The sequence below is a fragment of the Campylobacter sp. US33a genome (assembly GCF_004378855.1).
In the GTDB taxonomy this organism is placed as follows: Bacteria; Campylobacterota; Campylobacteria; order Campylobacterales; family Campylobacteraceae; genus Campylobacter_D.
The window spans coordinates 102,521-116,795 of sequence record NZ_RYYL01000002.1 but is presented as its reverse complement, the minus strand read 5'-3'; the positions used below and the strand labels follow the sequence as shown (position 1 = coordinate 116,795).

The following is a 14,275-nucleotide window of genomic DNA, read 5'->3' as shown; positions in this document are numbered from 1 at the left end:
GAGTAAAAATGAGTCCAAAAGAGCTAAGAGAAAAAATCGCAAAAGGTGAAATAAGAGAGCAAACTTCAGGTGTGGCTTTAGGCTATGCACAAGCAAATTTAGTCATTTTGCCTAAAGAATATGCTAAAGATTTTGAAACTTTTTGTATGCTTAATCCAAAACCATGCCCGCTTTTAGAGATAGTGCATGGCAAATTCACTCAAAAAATTGCTAAAAATGCAAATATTTACACAGATATTCCAAAATATTTCATTTATGAAAATGGAGTAAAAACTAAAGAAGCTTATGATGTAAGCGAGTATTATAGTGATGATTTGGTAGGCTTTTTACTGGGTTGTAGTTTTTCTTTTGAAGAAGCCTTGCTTGAAAATGGTTTAGAAATAAGACACATAAGCCACAAACGCAATGTGCCAATGTATAAAACCAATATTGCTTGTAAAAGTGCTGGAGTTTTTAGTGGAGAAATGGTTGTTTCTATGCGTCCTTTTACTCCTAATGATGCTAAAAAAGCCAGTGAAATTACCGCTAATTATCCTTTAGTTCATGGAGCTCCTGTGCAAATAGATAATGCTAAAGAAATCGGTATAAATGATATTTTAAAAGCGGATTTTGGCGACGATCCTATCATAAAAGAAGGAGAAATTCCTGTATTTTGGGCTTGTGGAGTAACGCCGCAAAATGTGATAATGAAAGCAAAATTACCTTTTGTAATCACTCACGCACCAGGACATATGTTTATAAGCGATATTTTAAATTCGTCTTTAAAATCTTAAGATTTTTTCTTGCTATGAATATTAATAAAATATATAGCAAAAATCGCTAAAATACAACCTATCAAAGTAAGCACCGTAGGTACTTCATCTAAGATGAAAAAACTGCAGATTAACGCACTTGCAGGGGTAATTAAAACAAAAGAATTTGCCTTTACTCCGCCAAGTCTATGTATAGCATAATAATAAATACTCGTGCCAATTATAGTTGATAAAATCACAACAACAAACATATTGATCCAAAATTTTGCATCACTTGTCAAAACCTTAAACGGCTCATCTAAAAACAAAACCCATGAAAACATTAAAGTAGAAATTAAATTAATATAAAGATTAATCGTTAAAGGATGTGTGCCTTTTGCCTTGTGTGTGAAAAGCGTAATACTTGCCCAAATCAAAGCACAAAGTAAAAAGAGTGTATTGAATTTGCCAAAAATTTCATCAAGTGAGCCAAGATTCAATAAACAAAGCCCCGAAGCAAGACCTAAAATAAGTCCTAAAATTTCACTTTTTCCTACTCTTTGGATTAATTTTTCATTTTTTCTTAAAACAATACTTAACATAAAAAATATATAAGAAAAAATAGGGATCATCGTAGTTACTAAAACACCACCTTTTCCGGCTTCTCCATATCTTAAAGCAATGAAAAAAACAAAAGTATAAAGTCCGTTTAAAATACCTGCGCAAAACACCCATTTAAAAATTTGTAAAGGAATTTTAAGTGGTATTTTTAAAAAATAAAGCATTGAAAAAGAACCCAAAAATACAAATAAAAAACGCCAAAAAGTAATCACAGCAGGACTTGTATAAGTTGTTAAAATTTTAGAAGTGGGCCAAGAAGATCCCCATAAAAACATAGCGATGATAAGCAGGATATATAAATAACGATCCTTCATATATAAGCCTTTTATTTGATTAAATTTTTAGGCGCTAAAACACTTGTCTTTTGCTTAAAAAGTGCGTTTTAATGCAAATTGCCTAGCAAATTTGTTTAAAAAATATTTTCATAAAATTGTTTTAATCTTCACTGAATTTTAAGTATAAATTCTATCATTCTTCTGATTTTTCTAATGATAAAAGTTTTACAATCACTTACCATTTTTATATGCCACTTTGTGAAATAATCTCGCTGCATTTTTAGCATCATTTCTAAACTTAGTTCAATTTCACATAAATCTTTGCTTCTTGGGTTAATATACCTTGGATAAAGGATCAAAGCTCCAACTACAAGCTCTTCAAGACTTAATTTTCTACTTCTTCTCTCGCATTTATATTTATCTTGTGTAAGCCCCCAACCCGCATAAAAAGGCATACCATAAGTAAAAACTTTTTTTTCTCTTAAAAGCGCATCAAAGCCTGAAGTAGAAGTGATAGTATGCACCTCATCACACGCGTTAATAGCACTATCAATGCTTACATTTTTTATAATTTCATCACAGTATTTTAAGATAAGTTTTTCATCTTTTAAGCCTACACGATTGCCACTTAACACATCAGGATGAGGCTTAAAAATAATATAAGCATCCTTGTTTTTTTCTCTTACTTCTTTGATAAATTCTAAAGTGCTTAAACCAAAACCACCCAAAATCATAGAAATATCATCTTCAACTTGTGCAGGGATCAAAATAATTTTTTGTCCTTTTTTGGCATTGATTTTTAAATTTTTATGTTGTATTCCATTGTATTTTGAGAATTTATTTTTAATAAGAATTTCTATAATTTTACTTGCTCTTTTTAATAATTTTTCATCAAAAATTTCATTTTGTAAGATATTTTCCAAGTGACTTTCTTTGTTTGGATCAACATAAAGCCCTTTATCATCAACGATCAAAGAAAAAGGGCGTGTAAGATCAGAACCTAGAGAAATCGAACGGATAAAACCATCTTCAACAAAAGAAATTTGCGGGATAAAATCCTTTAAATTTTCATCTTTTGCTTTTAAAATAAGAGTATTTTTAAGCGTGTCAAAATCTATCCTTTTACCCCAAATAAAAAATTTATCATTAATTTGCAATTTGTATTTTTTAAGATTTTTTAAGGAATTTAGGAAAATGATTTTATTATCCTTAGCCTTAAAAAAAGGCTTTATAAATGACCTTTTCCATAAAGTAAAACCTAAGAAAAAAAGTCTGTTTGAATTTTGTTTTTCTACATCTTTATATTTTGCTAAAGTTCTAATGGTATCAAAAATATCACTTTTTTGATTTAAATAAGGATTAAAATATTCACTATATAGGATATAAGCAGCACAAAAAACCTCTTCTAAGCTTCTTTTTTTGATTCTTCTTTTACATATCAGCTTATCTTGTGTAAACCCCCAACCCGCATAAAAAGGCATACCATAACAAACACACTCGCAATTCATAAGCAAAGCTTCAAAGCCCATACCAGAAGTTTTGGTATAAACCTTTTTAAAATAACTCAAAAGCTCAATAGGATTATAGTTTTCTTTTAAAATTACACATTCTTTTGGCAAATCTTTTACATCAAAATCACTTTGTTTTTTACCACTTAATACATCAGGATGAATTTTGATATATATTTTAGCATTTGGGTTTTCTTTGATAGCATCATTTATGATATTTTGAGTTGAAAAATTATTAGCTAAACCAAATTTAAGCGAAGCATCATTTGCCACTTGTGTGATAACCAAAATGCGTTCTTCTTTGGCGCTAAAAAGCTCTTTTGGCACGCAAAGATTGTTATTATACTTGCTAAGTTTTTCCTTTTTTATAAGCCTTATAGCTTTTTTTGCTTGCTCTAATTCTTCAAAGCCAAATTCATAGGTATTTAAAATATTTTCGAGTTTAGAAGGCATAGTCGCATCATAATAAATTCCAATATCATCTTTAACAATAGAAAAACTTGGACTATTTTCCACACCCAAATTTAAAGAACGCAAAAAGCCATCTTCTAAAAGCGTAAAATTAGCATTATATTTTTTAGCTAATTCCATAGCTTCTAAGCCCGATTTTTTCCTACCCCAACCTATGAAAAAATCGCTATTTTTAATACTTTTAAAAATATGAAAAAAATTTATTTCGTAGAAATTCTTAACACTATAAATAAGTTTTTTTGAAACACTAAAAAATTGCATAATCTCTCTTTGAAAATAAAAGAGAGATTATAACTTAAAAGCTTTTAGCTTTTGCTAAAGCAAATTATATTAAGCCAGTCACATTCATTATGTTTTTATTTTTGCATAAAAGCTTAAAACTATCACTCTAAATTTAATCCTTAAAAGTTATTTTTTCATAATAGTAAAGCTTAGAATTTTCACCGACTTGTTTTAAAATAAAAATAAATTCTTCGCCTTTTTGTGGAATAGAATTAATCCAAAGTTCGCTAGGACCTTTATAGACATAACAAGTATATCCATCATTTTCATCTTTATCAACACTCTCTTCGTATTCTAAAGCATCCTCTGCATTTTTCTTAGGCAAAACACTTCTTATTTTGATATTTGCATTCTTTTTTAGAATGCTTTTTAAATTTTCATAAGCCTGTTCTAAAGAAGCATTTTTAAACTCATACACGCGGATAAAAGCATCAGTTTTACCAGAATTTAAATTCAGATAAGAAAATCCATCTCTGTTCATCTGTTTGCCATTTTTATTAGAAAAATAAGGATAAACATCACCTATATTTTTTCCACCAATTTCTTTAGCATAAACCTCACATTTTTGCGTTAAATTAGTCTTTTCCTTTAAAACCCCTGCAAAAGTAGATGAAATTCCTATAGCTAAAACAACAAAAGCCAATAATATTTTTTTAAAAAACATTTTATCTCCTTGAATTTATAAAATCACAAAAACATAGAGCTTTTTTATCCGAGCGAAATTGTATATAAAAAGAATTGTAAAAGTCAATAATCAAATACAAAAACTAAGAAAAAAATATTAAAAACTCTTGACAAAGGCATAGTGATTATTCAAATGAAAACATTTGAATAATCACTATATAGTGATTATTGTATGATGCAAAAAATTTTTAAAAAGGCAAAAAAATGGCTAATGAAACTAATAAATCTTTAAGCGATATTATCATTTCTATCGCAAAATCAGTCGCACAAGCACAAAGCGATGTCGAAGAATCTCAACTTTCCCATATATTTACATTTTTTGAAAGAAAATTCAAAAAAGATGAAAAAGGAGAAGTTACAGATGAATTACTACCGGGGATTTTTCCAAAAAGACTTAAGATAGGAATTCCTGATTCTAATTCTAAAATTTTTAAAACAAAATATTACAGCGTTCCCTATATAAATCTTTTGCCCATAACCCCCATTCATATAGAAAGCATCAAAACAGAATTTGATGTAAGTTTAGTAGGACTTGAAAATCCAAACACAAATAACGAAAATATGAAAGATTTTAAAGATTTACCTTCTTTAAAAATCGATGTCGTTGGAGCTGGTTTTGGCAAAGAAAAAGGACTTTCGGCGCATATTTGCTTAACTATGAGTAAGCATGATTTACCTGAAGGCACTTCAAGAATGATAAATGAACTTATCAACAATGCACAAGGCTATCAAGAAGATCTAATCTTAAGAAAGGAGGAAGAAGAAAGTGTAGAAAATAAAACAAATTAACAATAAAATTAAAATTATAAGGAGCAAAAAATGGCAACAGAAATTATCAATCAATTTTCAGGGCTTCCGATGGCTTCACTCATTGGTGGACCTTTACAAGCAGCTTGCGATGCACAATTACAACTCGCAAATACTACAGCAAATTTTATTAAAACCGTAGGAATGAAAGAAGATGGAGAAACCATCAGAACTGCTGATTTTCATTATGAACAAATACAAAAAGATGGTAGTACTCAAAAAATGAGCATTCAAGCTCCATTGCTTGCTATTGTTAAAGTACCGAGTTTAGCTATTAGTAGCCTAGATATTACCTTTGATATGGAAGTTAAAACCGCTGAAGAATCAAAAGAATCAAGCGACAAAAGCGGATCTTTAGATGCTGAAGCTTCCGTTGGCTTTGCTTGCTTTAAAGCTAGAGTTTCTGTCAAAGGCTCTATTAGTTCTCATAAAGAAAACACTAGAAGAACAGACACTTCTGCAAAATACCATGTAGAACTACACGCTAGAGACGATGGAATGAGCGAAGGACTCTCAAGAGTTTTAGATATCATCCAAAACTCTATACAGCCAAAAGCGGAAAGTACAGCTAGGCAAATAGAAAATACACAAACCGCCAATGACGCAGACAGTATAACAGAATAAAAAATAATTTATCAAATATTTAAGGAGTAGTTGTGGCTAAAATTTTTGATTTAAGTTCGGTAGGTTTTATCAAAAGAATCACCTTAGGACAAAAGGATACGAAATCTTTATATACCGAAGAACAAGCCAAGCAAGATATGGAATTTTTAAACAAATGTCTAAATAGCTTCCCAAAAGGACATATCATAGCTTGTGAGAAAAATTTCAATGTTTTAAATCTTGGGGAACATCAAGTGGTGCAACAATGGGTTGTGTATCATATAGGATTTGAGAAAAAACCTTTATGGATGGAAAATCAATGAAAAAAGCCATTTCTTTAAGACATTTTGTTTTTCTTTTACAAAATGAAAAGGCGTTTTGCGAAGAAAAGCTTAAAGAATTCTCTAAAAGAAACTACAAAAAATTAGCTTTTTTGGTAGAAAAACGCCTTAATATTCCGCTAGAACAGGCATTTAAAATGCTTTTTTATCCAAATTATACACTAAACATAGAGCTAAGTTTTAGCGTATATAAAGAAAAACAAGATAGATATTTAATCAAAAGGCCAATTTTTTTTAAGCGAATATTAAAACATTTTAGCACGCATAAAATCACTATAAATAATCAAAAATTGTTTATAGATAATAAGCCCATAAATGATGATTTAGCCCAAAAAATTTGGCTTATAATATAAGGAGAGTAAAATGGGAAAAGAAACAGGAGTAGTATTACCAGATAATTGGGTAATAATAAGAAGAATTTCAGACATTAAAAATGAAGAAAAAGATGATTTTAATCAAATAGGCATACAAATTAGTGTTTATGTCGCCAAAACCGAAAAGCTTGCTTGTATATATTTAGCTAATCAAATAAAAGGCAATTTTACTTATGGAATTACTACTTATAACAATTTAAAATCAACAGGAACTAAATTAATTCCAGACGAAACCCATGAAAATATAGGACACTATCTAATTGATAAAATAAAACTTAGCACTTTAAATAATCTATTTAGTAATCACAAAAACGATCGCTTAAAGAAATTTAAGGCAAATCTAACACAAGAAAATTTAAATAAAGCAGGGATAAATCTCAATTTAAACACTTTGCTATCTTTGTTTGAAAAATACGAAATCAACACATTAAATCGCGTTTGTGGCTTTTTGGCCCAATGCGCTCATGAAAGTGGCAATTTTAAATTTAAAGAAGAAAATTTAAATTACAGCGCAAATGCTCTTTTAGCAGCGTTTCCAAAATATTTTAAAAGCATAGATGAGGCGAAAGGATACGAGAGAAATCCTGAAAAAATCGCTAGTAAAATTTATGCAAATTGCATGGGAAATGGTGATGAAGCCAGCAAAGATGGCTACAAATACCGAGGAAGAGGCTTTATCCAGCTTACAGGCAAAAATAACTATGAAGATTTTGCCAAAAGTATAGGAAAAAGCATAGATGAAACCCTTGAGTATTGTCTAAGCGATGAAGGGGCTTTAGAATCGGCACTTTATTTTTGGAAACGAGAGAATTTAAATGAACTTTGCGATAAAGATGATATTAAAACAATGACTAAAAAAATCAATGGTGGCTTTAATGGCTTAGAAGATAGAGAAAGCAAACATAAAAAATTAAGGATAATATTTGCTTAAGTTTTTATAAAAATTTTTATGTCTTGATATTTTCAAGACATAAAATAATTTATTCTTTGACAATCATCACACTAAAAGCATCACCTATTGGGAGTGCTTTTAGATTTAAGCTTTCACAAAACTCATCCACAGCTTTTTTAGTCCCTGTATAATAAGGATGAAAATAATCATGCACTAAAATAACACCATCTTTTACCATTCTTGGATAAAAATATTTTAATCCTTCTAAAATAGGTTGATAAAGATCTACATCAATATTTACAAATTTAAATTTTTCATCTTGTGGAATTTGCGTGGCACTTTGCGGGAAATAGCCTTTGATAAAATAGCATTTGTCTAAATGCAACATTTGTTTTTTTACAAAATCTAATGAAGTATCACTAAAATCATTTGTATTTGCTTTTTTTGCTACGCCTATTTCTTTGCTTATATCCTTTTCACTAAATCCTTCAAAGGTATCAAGCAAATAAAAAATATCATCTTTAAAGAATTCATTGATATATCTTGCAGTTTCACCTCTCCATACTCCAAGTTCTGCTACTGCGCCTTTTGTATTATTTTCTTTAAATCGCATGGAAAGAGTTTTTATAAAATTTAATCTTGCAAATTTTGCTACTTTGCCAAAAGTTCCAAAATCAATTTTTTCTTTAGATATATCTAAATCTTTCAAATTTTGAGTTATTTCATCTATAAAATGATCAACAACGCTTGCAATAAATATCTTATCAAATTCTAATTCTTTTATTTTACTTGGCGCATAGATTTCATAAGAATGATTATTATATTTTATAGGATCACAATCCCCCTCCCCCCCCAGCAATACTATGTCTTCTTTTATCACTATCTATAAAACCAACAATTTCATGATCTAAACTAATATGCCATATTACAGACATTCCAACAGATCCAGTTCCCCAAATTAAAGCTTTTTTCATTTTATTTTCTCCTTATTATTCCAAACTAAATTGCGCTATTAATGTATCTGTAGCACCTAGTGATGCTAAAGTTTGCTCATAAGCATTTTGTAAAATAGGATTATCTATAAAATTTCCCCAATGCTTTTGTCCTGCAGGAAGTCCATTTGCCAACCAATATAAAGTATTTGACAATGGATATCTTTGAATATGTTTTACAAACTCAACTTTTAAGTCTGCTTTTTTCCCAAGTAGCCTTAGTGTATGAAGGCTATAAAGATAGAGATGTGGGCTCCAGTAAGTAAACTCCCTAAATGCTTTATTTTTATAGATGGTAAGTAGTGCATCATTTGCGTTGGGAACTTCTATAATTATCTTTCCACTTTCTTTTAAGCAAGTAGAAAGTTCTTTTAACATCGCAATAGGATCTTGCAAATGCTCTACTACATGAAAGGCTGTTATAATATCATATTTTGTCCCCCCCCCCCATAGATTCACTAATGCTTCTATATAAAGGGATATTGTGTTTTTTATAAATAGGTTGTACTTGCTCTTCTAATTCTATTCCTGCTACACTCTTGGCAAATGGTTTAATTTGCATTAAAAAACCAGCATATCCGCTTCCAAAATCTAAAATATCTTTGCCAATAGCATTATTAAGTATAAAATCCATTCTAGATTTATTGAAAGAATACATATCATTTATAAAATCTATTCTTTGTGCCAGCTTATAGATTTCTTCTTGATTATGCATATTGCCTTGTACATAAAACTCTTCGCTAGTATTTTGCGTATCTAAAAACACCAACCCGCACTCATCACATTCTAATATCTCTATATTTGGATTATCTCTTACTTTTCCCTCTCTTTTGTGATGACTTTCACTACCACATAGATAACATTTCATTTATTCTCCTTCTATATAAAATTTACTATACAAAATTTCTGCTATTTCAAAGTCTAAATTCTCATCAATATCTAAAGCTTCCATTTTGTCAATCTCAAAAAGATAAGGCTTAAAGCCAACTATTCTTTTATGTTTTAGCATAAAATCCTTCTTTAAAATATGTATAGCATAATTTAAAGCTAAAATCAAAGGCAAATCTTGACTTCTAGGCTTGTGATTTTCATCATAGTTTAAAGTCTTTCCATCTTTATACATAAAAAATCTAACAACATTTGCACTTACCACGCTATCAAATTCCTGCTCAAGATTTTTATATAAACTTATAGCTCTCAAAATAGTTTCATCTTTGATAAGTGGGTTTGTTACATCACAAAAACAAACAACATCACAATCAAGATTTTTTGCATAGTTTTCATAAATTTCTTCATTTGGTGTCAAATCAAGAGCAAAATACTCATCTCTTTTTACCGTCTTGGCTCCCAAATATCTAGCAATTTCTAGCATTTCATCGCTATTAGAGTTTACAACTATTTCATCAATAAAACCTGCTTTTTTAATTCTTAGCATTTGCTTGATTTTTATTTCAAGCAAAGAACTTCCTGCAAAAGGTCTTATGTTTTTATTTTTAACTCTTTGAGAACCTGAACGAACGGGGATTAATGCGCTAATTTTCATGCCACACTCCTTAAAATTAGGAGTGAGAATTTAAGACTTACCCCCCCCCATTAACTAAATTTGCTTTTAATATGGCTTCACCCATTAAAAAATCCTCCTTCCAGTCAATATCAAAACCTTTAATTTTATCTGTTTCGTAAAAATAAGGCTTGATGCCCATTCTATTTTTTAAATTTTTATAAATACTAGCATTTGCCAAAAATACAGCCGAATTTAATTCATAGATTGTTTGGGTTTCTTGAGTTGGAGGCCAGTTTTTAACTTTAATATCATAATTTATCGGGCCATTTTCATTCCAAAAAAAACCTTTTAACGGCGTTACGCTTACCAAAGAATCAAACCCATCTTGCAAAACTTTAGTATAAGTTTTAACAACCTTATTATAATCTCGATCTGTGAAAAATGGCGAGGTTACATGAGTCCATAAAATTTCTCCATCTTGTATAAGTTCATAAGCGTGATTTATAAGATCATCGGCACTCGCTGTATTTGAAGCTAACTTCTCATCTCTCTTATGTAAAACAAGTTTTTTATGGTTTAAATTCTTAGCATAAGCTAGAATTTCATCATCATTTGTACTCAAGTAAATTCTATCGATCAAATTGCTTTGTATTAGATGTTTAAGCTTTATTTCCAAAAGCCCATTTTTAAATTTTCCAAAAGGTTTAGTGTTTTTATTTAAAATCCTTTGACTTCCTTTTCTACAAGGTAAAAATACATTAATTTTCATTATTTTTTCCCATTCATTTATATTGATAGCAATTTTAAACTTGCAAATTTTTCAATTTTATTAGTTGTAATTTCAAGTTTTCCATAACCATAATCCGCAAAAATAAAATCAATATTAGCTTCTTTTGCGCTTTGATAATCAGAGAGCATATCTCCAACAAATATACTATGATATGGTTCCATTTTATTGTTTAAACAAGCTGCCAATAAGGGATCTCCAAATGGTTTATTTCTACCTATATAGTGTGGCATATCTGGGGCGATAAGACAATCAATGTTTAAATTAAAATATTGAATAATATTTTTAGCAGAATGATAACTTTTAGAAGTAACAATACTTACTTTAACACCTTTATTTCTTAAAAAGTCTATAGTTTCTTTAACTTCTGGATAAAGCTTTGTTTTTTTAATATTTTGTTCACTAAAAGTAAAATATTTTTCTTTAATAGCGGGAATTTCTTGGACCTCAATTCCAAGCTTTAAACAAATATCGTTAAATGGTAGCCCAATAAGCTTTTTGTATTCGCTAAAGGGGGCATGAGAAATCCCGCCAGAATATTCCCAAGATAATTCCATCAAATCAACAGAATCAATAATAACTCCATCCATATCTAAAATAAGATGTGTGCATATTTTAGAAAGCAAAAAATAAGGTGTTGTATAATTATAATTTATAGCTTTTGCAACTATTTGTGCCAGTTCTAAGTCCGACTCTTTTTTTACATTAATAGCTTCTATTTGACTTACTTCTATTTTTTTGCTTTTAAATCCAATATCTCTACCAAATTTCGACGCTAAAGATTTTTCAAAAATATAAAAGCCTTTAGTTTCAGAATAAAAAGGCTCGATTTTATTAGTTCTTTTCTTCGCTTCTAAGGAATAATTTAATGGCACATCTAAAAACCATGCATATGTCTGATGTTTTACCACGGAAAAAACGGAATCATATTCTTTTTCTTCTAAAATTGCTTCTATTCCCTTAACAATAGAAGAACTTTTTATAAATGGACTTGTGACTGAGCATAAAATAAAATAATCGGTTTCAATCTCATTTCCCAAATTTTTTAAAATATCAAAAGAATTCGTACCATCTTGATCTAATAGTTTGTTTCGTTTTAAGAATTTTACCCTTTTGGGTAAAAAATCTTTAACTACCTCATTACTACAATAGCAAATAATTTCATCAATCATCGGTGTTTGTATTAAAGTCTCAAATATATATAAAAAAAGTGGTTTATTGTTGATTAATAAAAAATTCTTTTTCATATCTACATCTGTATACAATGGAACTATTGCTGTAAATTTCATCTCCATCCTTTCCTAAAATTAACTTTTATTTTTTATCTTAATTTCATCTTAAAATCTGTTTTGCAATACTTCTTAAAGTACCAAAAAACAATGCTTTGCTTTTGTTTAAGGCTTCATTTGCTATAAAGGCATTTTTGTTAAAACTATGTACTTAAAGTTTTTAATACACTCATACTTCTTTCCTTTTTAAAAACTCTTTCTTCATTCTCCTACTTTCAAAATAAAACCTTATATACCCGCCTTTATACCATTCCCTATCAGCCTTCATTAAAGCAAGTCCAAGTTTATAAGTAAAGCATTCTTTTTCTTTTAAAGCTTCTTCATAATCCAAATAATCTTCTAAAGGAGGCAGAGTAAGTTCTGGATGTTTTTTAATATTTTCTTTATACTTTTTTTGTTGAAGTTTGTGTTTATCTCTTATATAAGATAATACAAAAGGCATTCTTATGTAACCAAACATACTTTTTGAATTTTCTATTAAAGCACTTCCAAGTTTATAAGCTAAGTGGTTTTGAATTCTTGCTTTGGCTGTTTTGAAATGAAGTTTAAATTCTATGTCTTTAATCTTATCTTCTAGATTTTGTATGATTTGATCTTTGCTTTGTAAGGAATGTTGCAAAGTAGAATTTAAAGTATTGTTTGTATTGACACTTTCTAATGCTTGGTTTAAACTTGTATTGTTATGTAAGGCTAAAGTATTGATTTGTTTTTCTAATTCATTATATAAAGCTACACTTTCTATAGGAAGTTTAATCCCTAGTTTTTGTTCTAATTCGTATTGACATTTTAACAAAGTGATAGATGGAACATCCAAACGGTGCATTTTTATTGCTTTAAGTTTTTCTAGCAACTCTGCAGATAAATTAAATAAATATTGCCAAGAAACATGATAATTCTTATTATCACTAGAGGCTAAGATGTATTTATCATCATTAGTGACAATTGTTCCCACTTTTCTTGATAATGGATTCTGTGGGGGAATCAAATTTACACCTATTTTATTGCAAAAAGAAAACGGTACTAAAGCTGTAGTATTAGACTCTGATATGCAAATATCAACCGTTTCGCAAATAGCAATTTTATGTCTATAGTCCATATTATCTAATGATACACAAGTGCAGTTAGCACCAACTTTTGATATTTCTAAATAAATCCGTTTAAAAATATCATTATTACGGTCATAATTACTTCCATAGTTTTGATGAGCTATGTTCAAGATACTGTCAAAGTCAGTTAAGCCATTATAATACAATTTTATATTTTTGAAATATTTATTAAGTTCCAATATAAAATTCACTATCCCTTTTTCCATTTCAATCCACTTACGATAATTCCCAGAAGAAAATCCCATCCAAATAATCAAATCAAATTGATTTTTTTCTTCTTCTATTTCTATCGTCTCCATAGCTTCTCTATATACAGCTTTTTCAAATTCTCTAGTAGCATAATTACTTATACCCATTGGATACAAATATACATTATTCTTATCTAAATTTAGAGTGTTTTTAACATATTTTTGAAAAAGAAAAAAACATTTTTCCGGATTTATTTGCGTGTTTTTAATAATATTATTCTGATCCATTAAATAAAAAAATTGCCCTATATGAAAAACAAAATGTTGTGGTAATTCCATAGACATAGTTAGTCCTATTTTTTTTTCTTCAGAGTATTTTAAAGACTCATATGATACTTGTTTCCATCTAAATAAATTTACCACTGGCCAATTTCCACGTACCGTAAAAATCACATCATCAACTATTATATGATTCATAAAATCTGTCGCTTGAGTAAAAATCCATGGATGTTTATTTTCTGAGTCAATCATAAAAATAGTATTAACAGAACCTAAAGTTAAATTAAACACAGCTCTAGTTGTGATATTATTATTTAATGGATGTTGTAATTGAACACAACCGCTTGATAAAATTTTATCCCATAGAATAAGCATTTTTTCAATATTTCTGGTTTTTAATATATCTATAATATTAAGAATATCGTCCGACAAGCAATATTGATTAAAATCCTTATATATAAAGTTCTTATCAACATCCGTTAATCTTTCTAAAAAATCTAATAATTCCTGCTTCATTATATTTTCCTTAATTTTGATAAAA

17 protein-coding genes are annotated in these 14,275 nt (G+C 29.1%); 6 read left to right on the top strand and 11 right to left on the bottom strand.

Annotated features, from left to right (window positions below; translation table 11 throughout):
- Nucleotides 1-8 precede the first annotated feature (8 nt).
- Nucleotides 9-773 carry a putative hydro-lyase gene (locus ELQ16_RS01770; protein ID WP_134237853.1) on the top strand — a complete coding sequence of 255 codons (765 nt, stop codon included), beginning with the start codon at nt 9-11 and terminating at the stop codon, nt 771-773.
- On the opposite strand, the gene ELQ16_RS01765 is transcribed toward ELQ16_RS01770, so the two are convergent.
- The 3 genes from ELQ16_RS01765 to ELQ16_RS01755 all read right to left on the bottom strand — a co-directional run bounded on the left by ELQ16_RS01765 (nt 770) and on the right by ELQ16_RS01755 (nt 4,552).
- Nucleotides 770-1,666 (bottom strand): DMT family transporter, encoded by an 897-nt coding sequence (locus ELQ16_RS01765; protein WP_134237852.1) that lies wholly within the window; start codon nt 1,664-1,666, stop codon nt 770-772. The two genes, ELQ16_RS01770 and ELQ16_RS01765, sit on opposite strands and share 4 nt — an antisense overlap.
- A gap of 128 nt (nt 1,667-1,794) precedes the next feature.
- The gene (locus ELQ16_RS01760) at nt 1,795-3,867 is read right to left on the bottom strand and encodes a capsular polysaccharide biosynthesis protein (protein ID WP_134237851.1); all 2,073 of its coding nucleotides are present in this window, start codon (nt 3,865-3,867) and stop codon (nt 1,795-1,797) included.
- A 133-nt stretch (nt 3,868-4,000) separates the two neighbouring features.
- Nucleotides 4,001-4,552, bottom strand: a complete 552-nt coding sequence (locus ELQ16_RS01755) for a hypothetical protein (RefSeq protein ID WP_134237850.1) — start codon at nt 4,550-4,552, stop codon at nt 4,001-4,003.
- A gap of 224 nt (nt 4,553-4,776) precedes the next feature.
- On the opposite strand from ELQ16_RS01755, the gene ELQ16_RS01750 reads away from it, so the two are divergent.
- The 5 genes from ELQ16_RS01750 to ELQ16_RS01730 are packed head-to-tail and all read left to right on the top strand — an operon-like array spanning nt 4,777 to nt 7,628.
- Nucleotides 4,777-5,361, top strand: coding sequence for a DUF2589 domain-containing protein (locus ELQ16_RS01750; protein ID WP_134237849.1), 585 nt, complete (start codon nt 4,777-4,779; stop codon nt 5,359-5,361).
- Between the two features lie 30 nt (nt 5,362-5,391).
- Complete coding sequence (locus tag ELQ16_RS01745) at nt 5,392-6,003, top strand: DUF2589 domain-containing protein (protein ID WP_134237848.1); 612 nt, start codon at nt 5,392-5,394, stop codon at nt 6,001-6,003.
- Nucleotides 6,004-6,035: 32 nt separating this feature from the next.
- The gene (locus tag ELQ16_RS01740) at nt 6,036-6,305 is read left to right on the top strand and encodes a hypothetical protein (RefSeq protein WP_134237847.1); all 270 of its coding nucleotides are present in this window, start codon (nt 6,036-6,038) and stop codon (nt 6,303-6,305) included.
- Complete coding sequence (locus ELQ16_RS01735) at nt 6,302-6,676, top strand: hypothetical protein (RefSeq protein ID WP_134237846.1); 375 nt, start codon at nt 6,302-6,304, stop codon at nt 6,674-6,676. Before ELQ16_RS01740 ends, ELQ16_RS01735 begins: the two co-directional genes overlap by 4 nt.
- 10 nt (nt 6,677-6,686) lie before the next feature.
- Nucleotides 6,687-7,628 carry a glycoside hydrolase family 19 protein gene (locus ELQ16_RS01730; protein ID WP_134237845.1) on the top strand — a complete coding sequence of 314 codons (942 nt, stop codon included), beginning with the start codon at nt 6,687-6,689 and terminating at the stop codon, nt 7,626-7,628.
- Between the two features lie 49 nt (nt 7,629-7,677).
- Here the strand turns inward: ELQ16_RS01730 and ELQ16_RS01725 are convergent, their stop codons facing one another.
- The 8 genes from ELQ16_RS01725 to ELQ16_RS01700 form a co-directional block, all read right to left on the bottom strand.
- Nucleotides 7,678-8,448: a TylF/MycF/NovP-related O-methyltransferase gene (locus ELQ16_RS01725; protein WP_208335053.1), complete on the bottom strand. Its 771-nt coding sequence runs from the start codon at nt 8,446-8,448 to the stop codon at nt 7,678-7,680.
- Nucleotides 8,423-8,563 carry a hypothetical protein gene (locus ELQ16_RS09940; RefSeq protein WP_166739640.1) on the bottom strand — a complete coding sequence of 47 codons (141 nt, stop codon included), beginning with the start codon at nt 8,561-8,563 and terminating at the stop codon, nt 8,423-8,425. Before ELQ16_RS09940 ends, ELQ16_RS01725 begins: the two co-directional genes overlap by 26 nt.
- 15 nt (nt 8,564-8,578) lie before the next feature.
- Nucleotides 8,579-9,040, bottom strand: coding sequence for a class I SAM-dependent methyltransferase (locus ELQ16_RS01720; RefSeq protein WP_243832567.1), 462 nt, complete (start codon nt 9,038-9,040; stop codon nt 8,579-8,581).
- Nucleotides 9,009-9,449, bottom strand: a complete 441-nt coding sequence (locus ELQ16_RS10235; protein ID WP_243832566.1) for a hypothetical protein — start codon at nt 9,447-9,449, stop codon at nt 9,009-9,011. Before ELQ16_RS10235 ends, ELQ16_RS01720 begins: the two co-directional genes overlap by 32 nt.
- Nucleotides 9,450-10,124 carry a cytidylyltransferase domain-containing protein gene (locus tag ELQ16_RS01715; protein WP_134237844.1) on the bottom strand — a complete coding sequence of 225 codons (675 nt, stop codon included), beginning with the start codon at nt 10,122-10,124 and terminating at the stop codon, nt 9,450-9,452.
- Nucleotides 10,125-10,161: 37 nt separating this feature from the next.
- Complete coding sequence (locus tag ELQ16_RS01710) at nt 10,162-10,854, bottom strand: cytidylyltransferase domain-containing protein (RefSeq protein ID WP_134237843.1); 693 nt, start codon at nt 10,852-10,854, stop codon at nt 10,162-10,164.
- A gap of 17 nt (nt 10,855-10,871) precedes the next feature.
- Nucleotides 10,872-12,161 (bottom strand): HAD-IA family hydrolase, encoded by a 1,290-nt coding sequence (locus tag ELQ16_RS01705; protein ID WP_166739639.1) that lies wholly within the window; start codon nt 12,159-12,161, stop codon nt 10,872-10,874.
- A 169-nt stretch (nt 12,162-12,330) separates the two neighbouring features.
- Nucleotides 12,331-14,250, bottom strand: a complete 1,920-nt coding sequence (locus ELQ16_RS01700) for a hypothetical protein (RefSeq protein ID WP_134237841.1) — start codon at nt 14,248-14,250, stop codon at nt 12,331-12,333.
- Nucleotides 14,251-14,275 lie beyond the last annotated feature (25 nt).

Coding starts and splice junctions, on each gene's coding strand:
- ELQ16_RS01770 (WP_134237853.1), top strand. CDS start 9: ATGAGTCCAAAAGAGCTAAGAGAAAAAATCGCAAAAGGTGAAATAAGA.
- ELQ16_RS01765 (WP_134237852.1), bottom strand. CDS start 1,666: ATGAAGGATCGTTATTTATATATCCTGCTTATCATCGCTATGTTTTTA.
- ELQ16_RS01760 (WP_134237851.1), bottom strand. CDS start 3,867: ATGCAATTTTTTAGTGTTTCAAAAAAACTTATTTATAGTGTTAAGAAT.
- ELQ16_RS01755 (WP_134237850.1), bottom strand. CDS start 4,552: ATGTTTTTTAAAAAAATATTATTGGCTTTTGTTGTTTTAGCTATAGGA.
- ELQ16_RS01750 (WP_134237849.1), top strand. CDS start 4,777: ATGGCTAATGAAACTAATAAATCTTTAAGCGATATTATCATTTCTATC.
- ELQ16_RS01745 (WP_134237848.1), top strand. CDS start 5,392: ATGGCAACAGAAATTATCAATCAATTTTCAGGGCTTCCGATGGCTTCA.
- ELQ16_RS01735 (WP_134237846.1), top strand. CDS start 6,302: ATGAAAAAAGCCATTTCTTTAAGACATTTTGTTTTTCTTTTACAAAAT.
- ELQ16_RS01730 (WP_134237845.1), top strand. CDS start 6,687: ATGGGAAAAGAAACAGGAGTAGTATTACCAGATAATTGGGTAATAATA.
- ELQ16_RS09940 (WP_166739640.1), bottom strand. CDS start 8,563: ATGAAAAAAGCTTTAATTTGGGGAACTGGATCTGTTGGAATGTCTGTA.
- ELQ16_RS10235 (WP_243832566.1), bottom strand. CDS start 9,449: ATGAAATGTTATCTATGTGGTAGTGAAAGTCATCACAAAAGAGAGGGA.
- ELQ16_RS01715 (WP_134237844.1), bottom strand. CDS start 10,124: ATGAAAATTAGCGCATTAATCCCCGTTCGTTCAGGTTCTCAAAGAGTT.
- ELQ16_RS01710 (WP_134237843.1), bottom strand. CDS start 10,854: ATGAAAATTAATGTATTTTTACCTTGTAGAAAAGGAAGTCAAAGGATT.
- ELQ16_RS01705 (WP_166739639.1), bottom strand. CDS start 12,161: ATGAAATTTACAGCAATAGTTCCATTGTATACAGATGTAGATATGAAA.
- ELQ16_RS01700 (WP_134237841.1), bottom strand. CDS start 14,250: ATGAAGCAGGAATTATTAGATTTTTTAGAAAGATTAACGGATGTTGAT.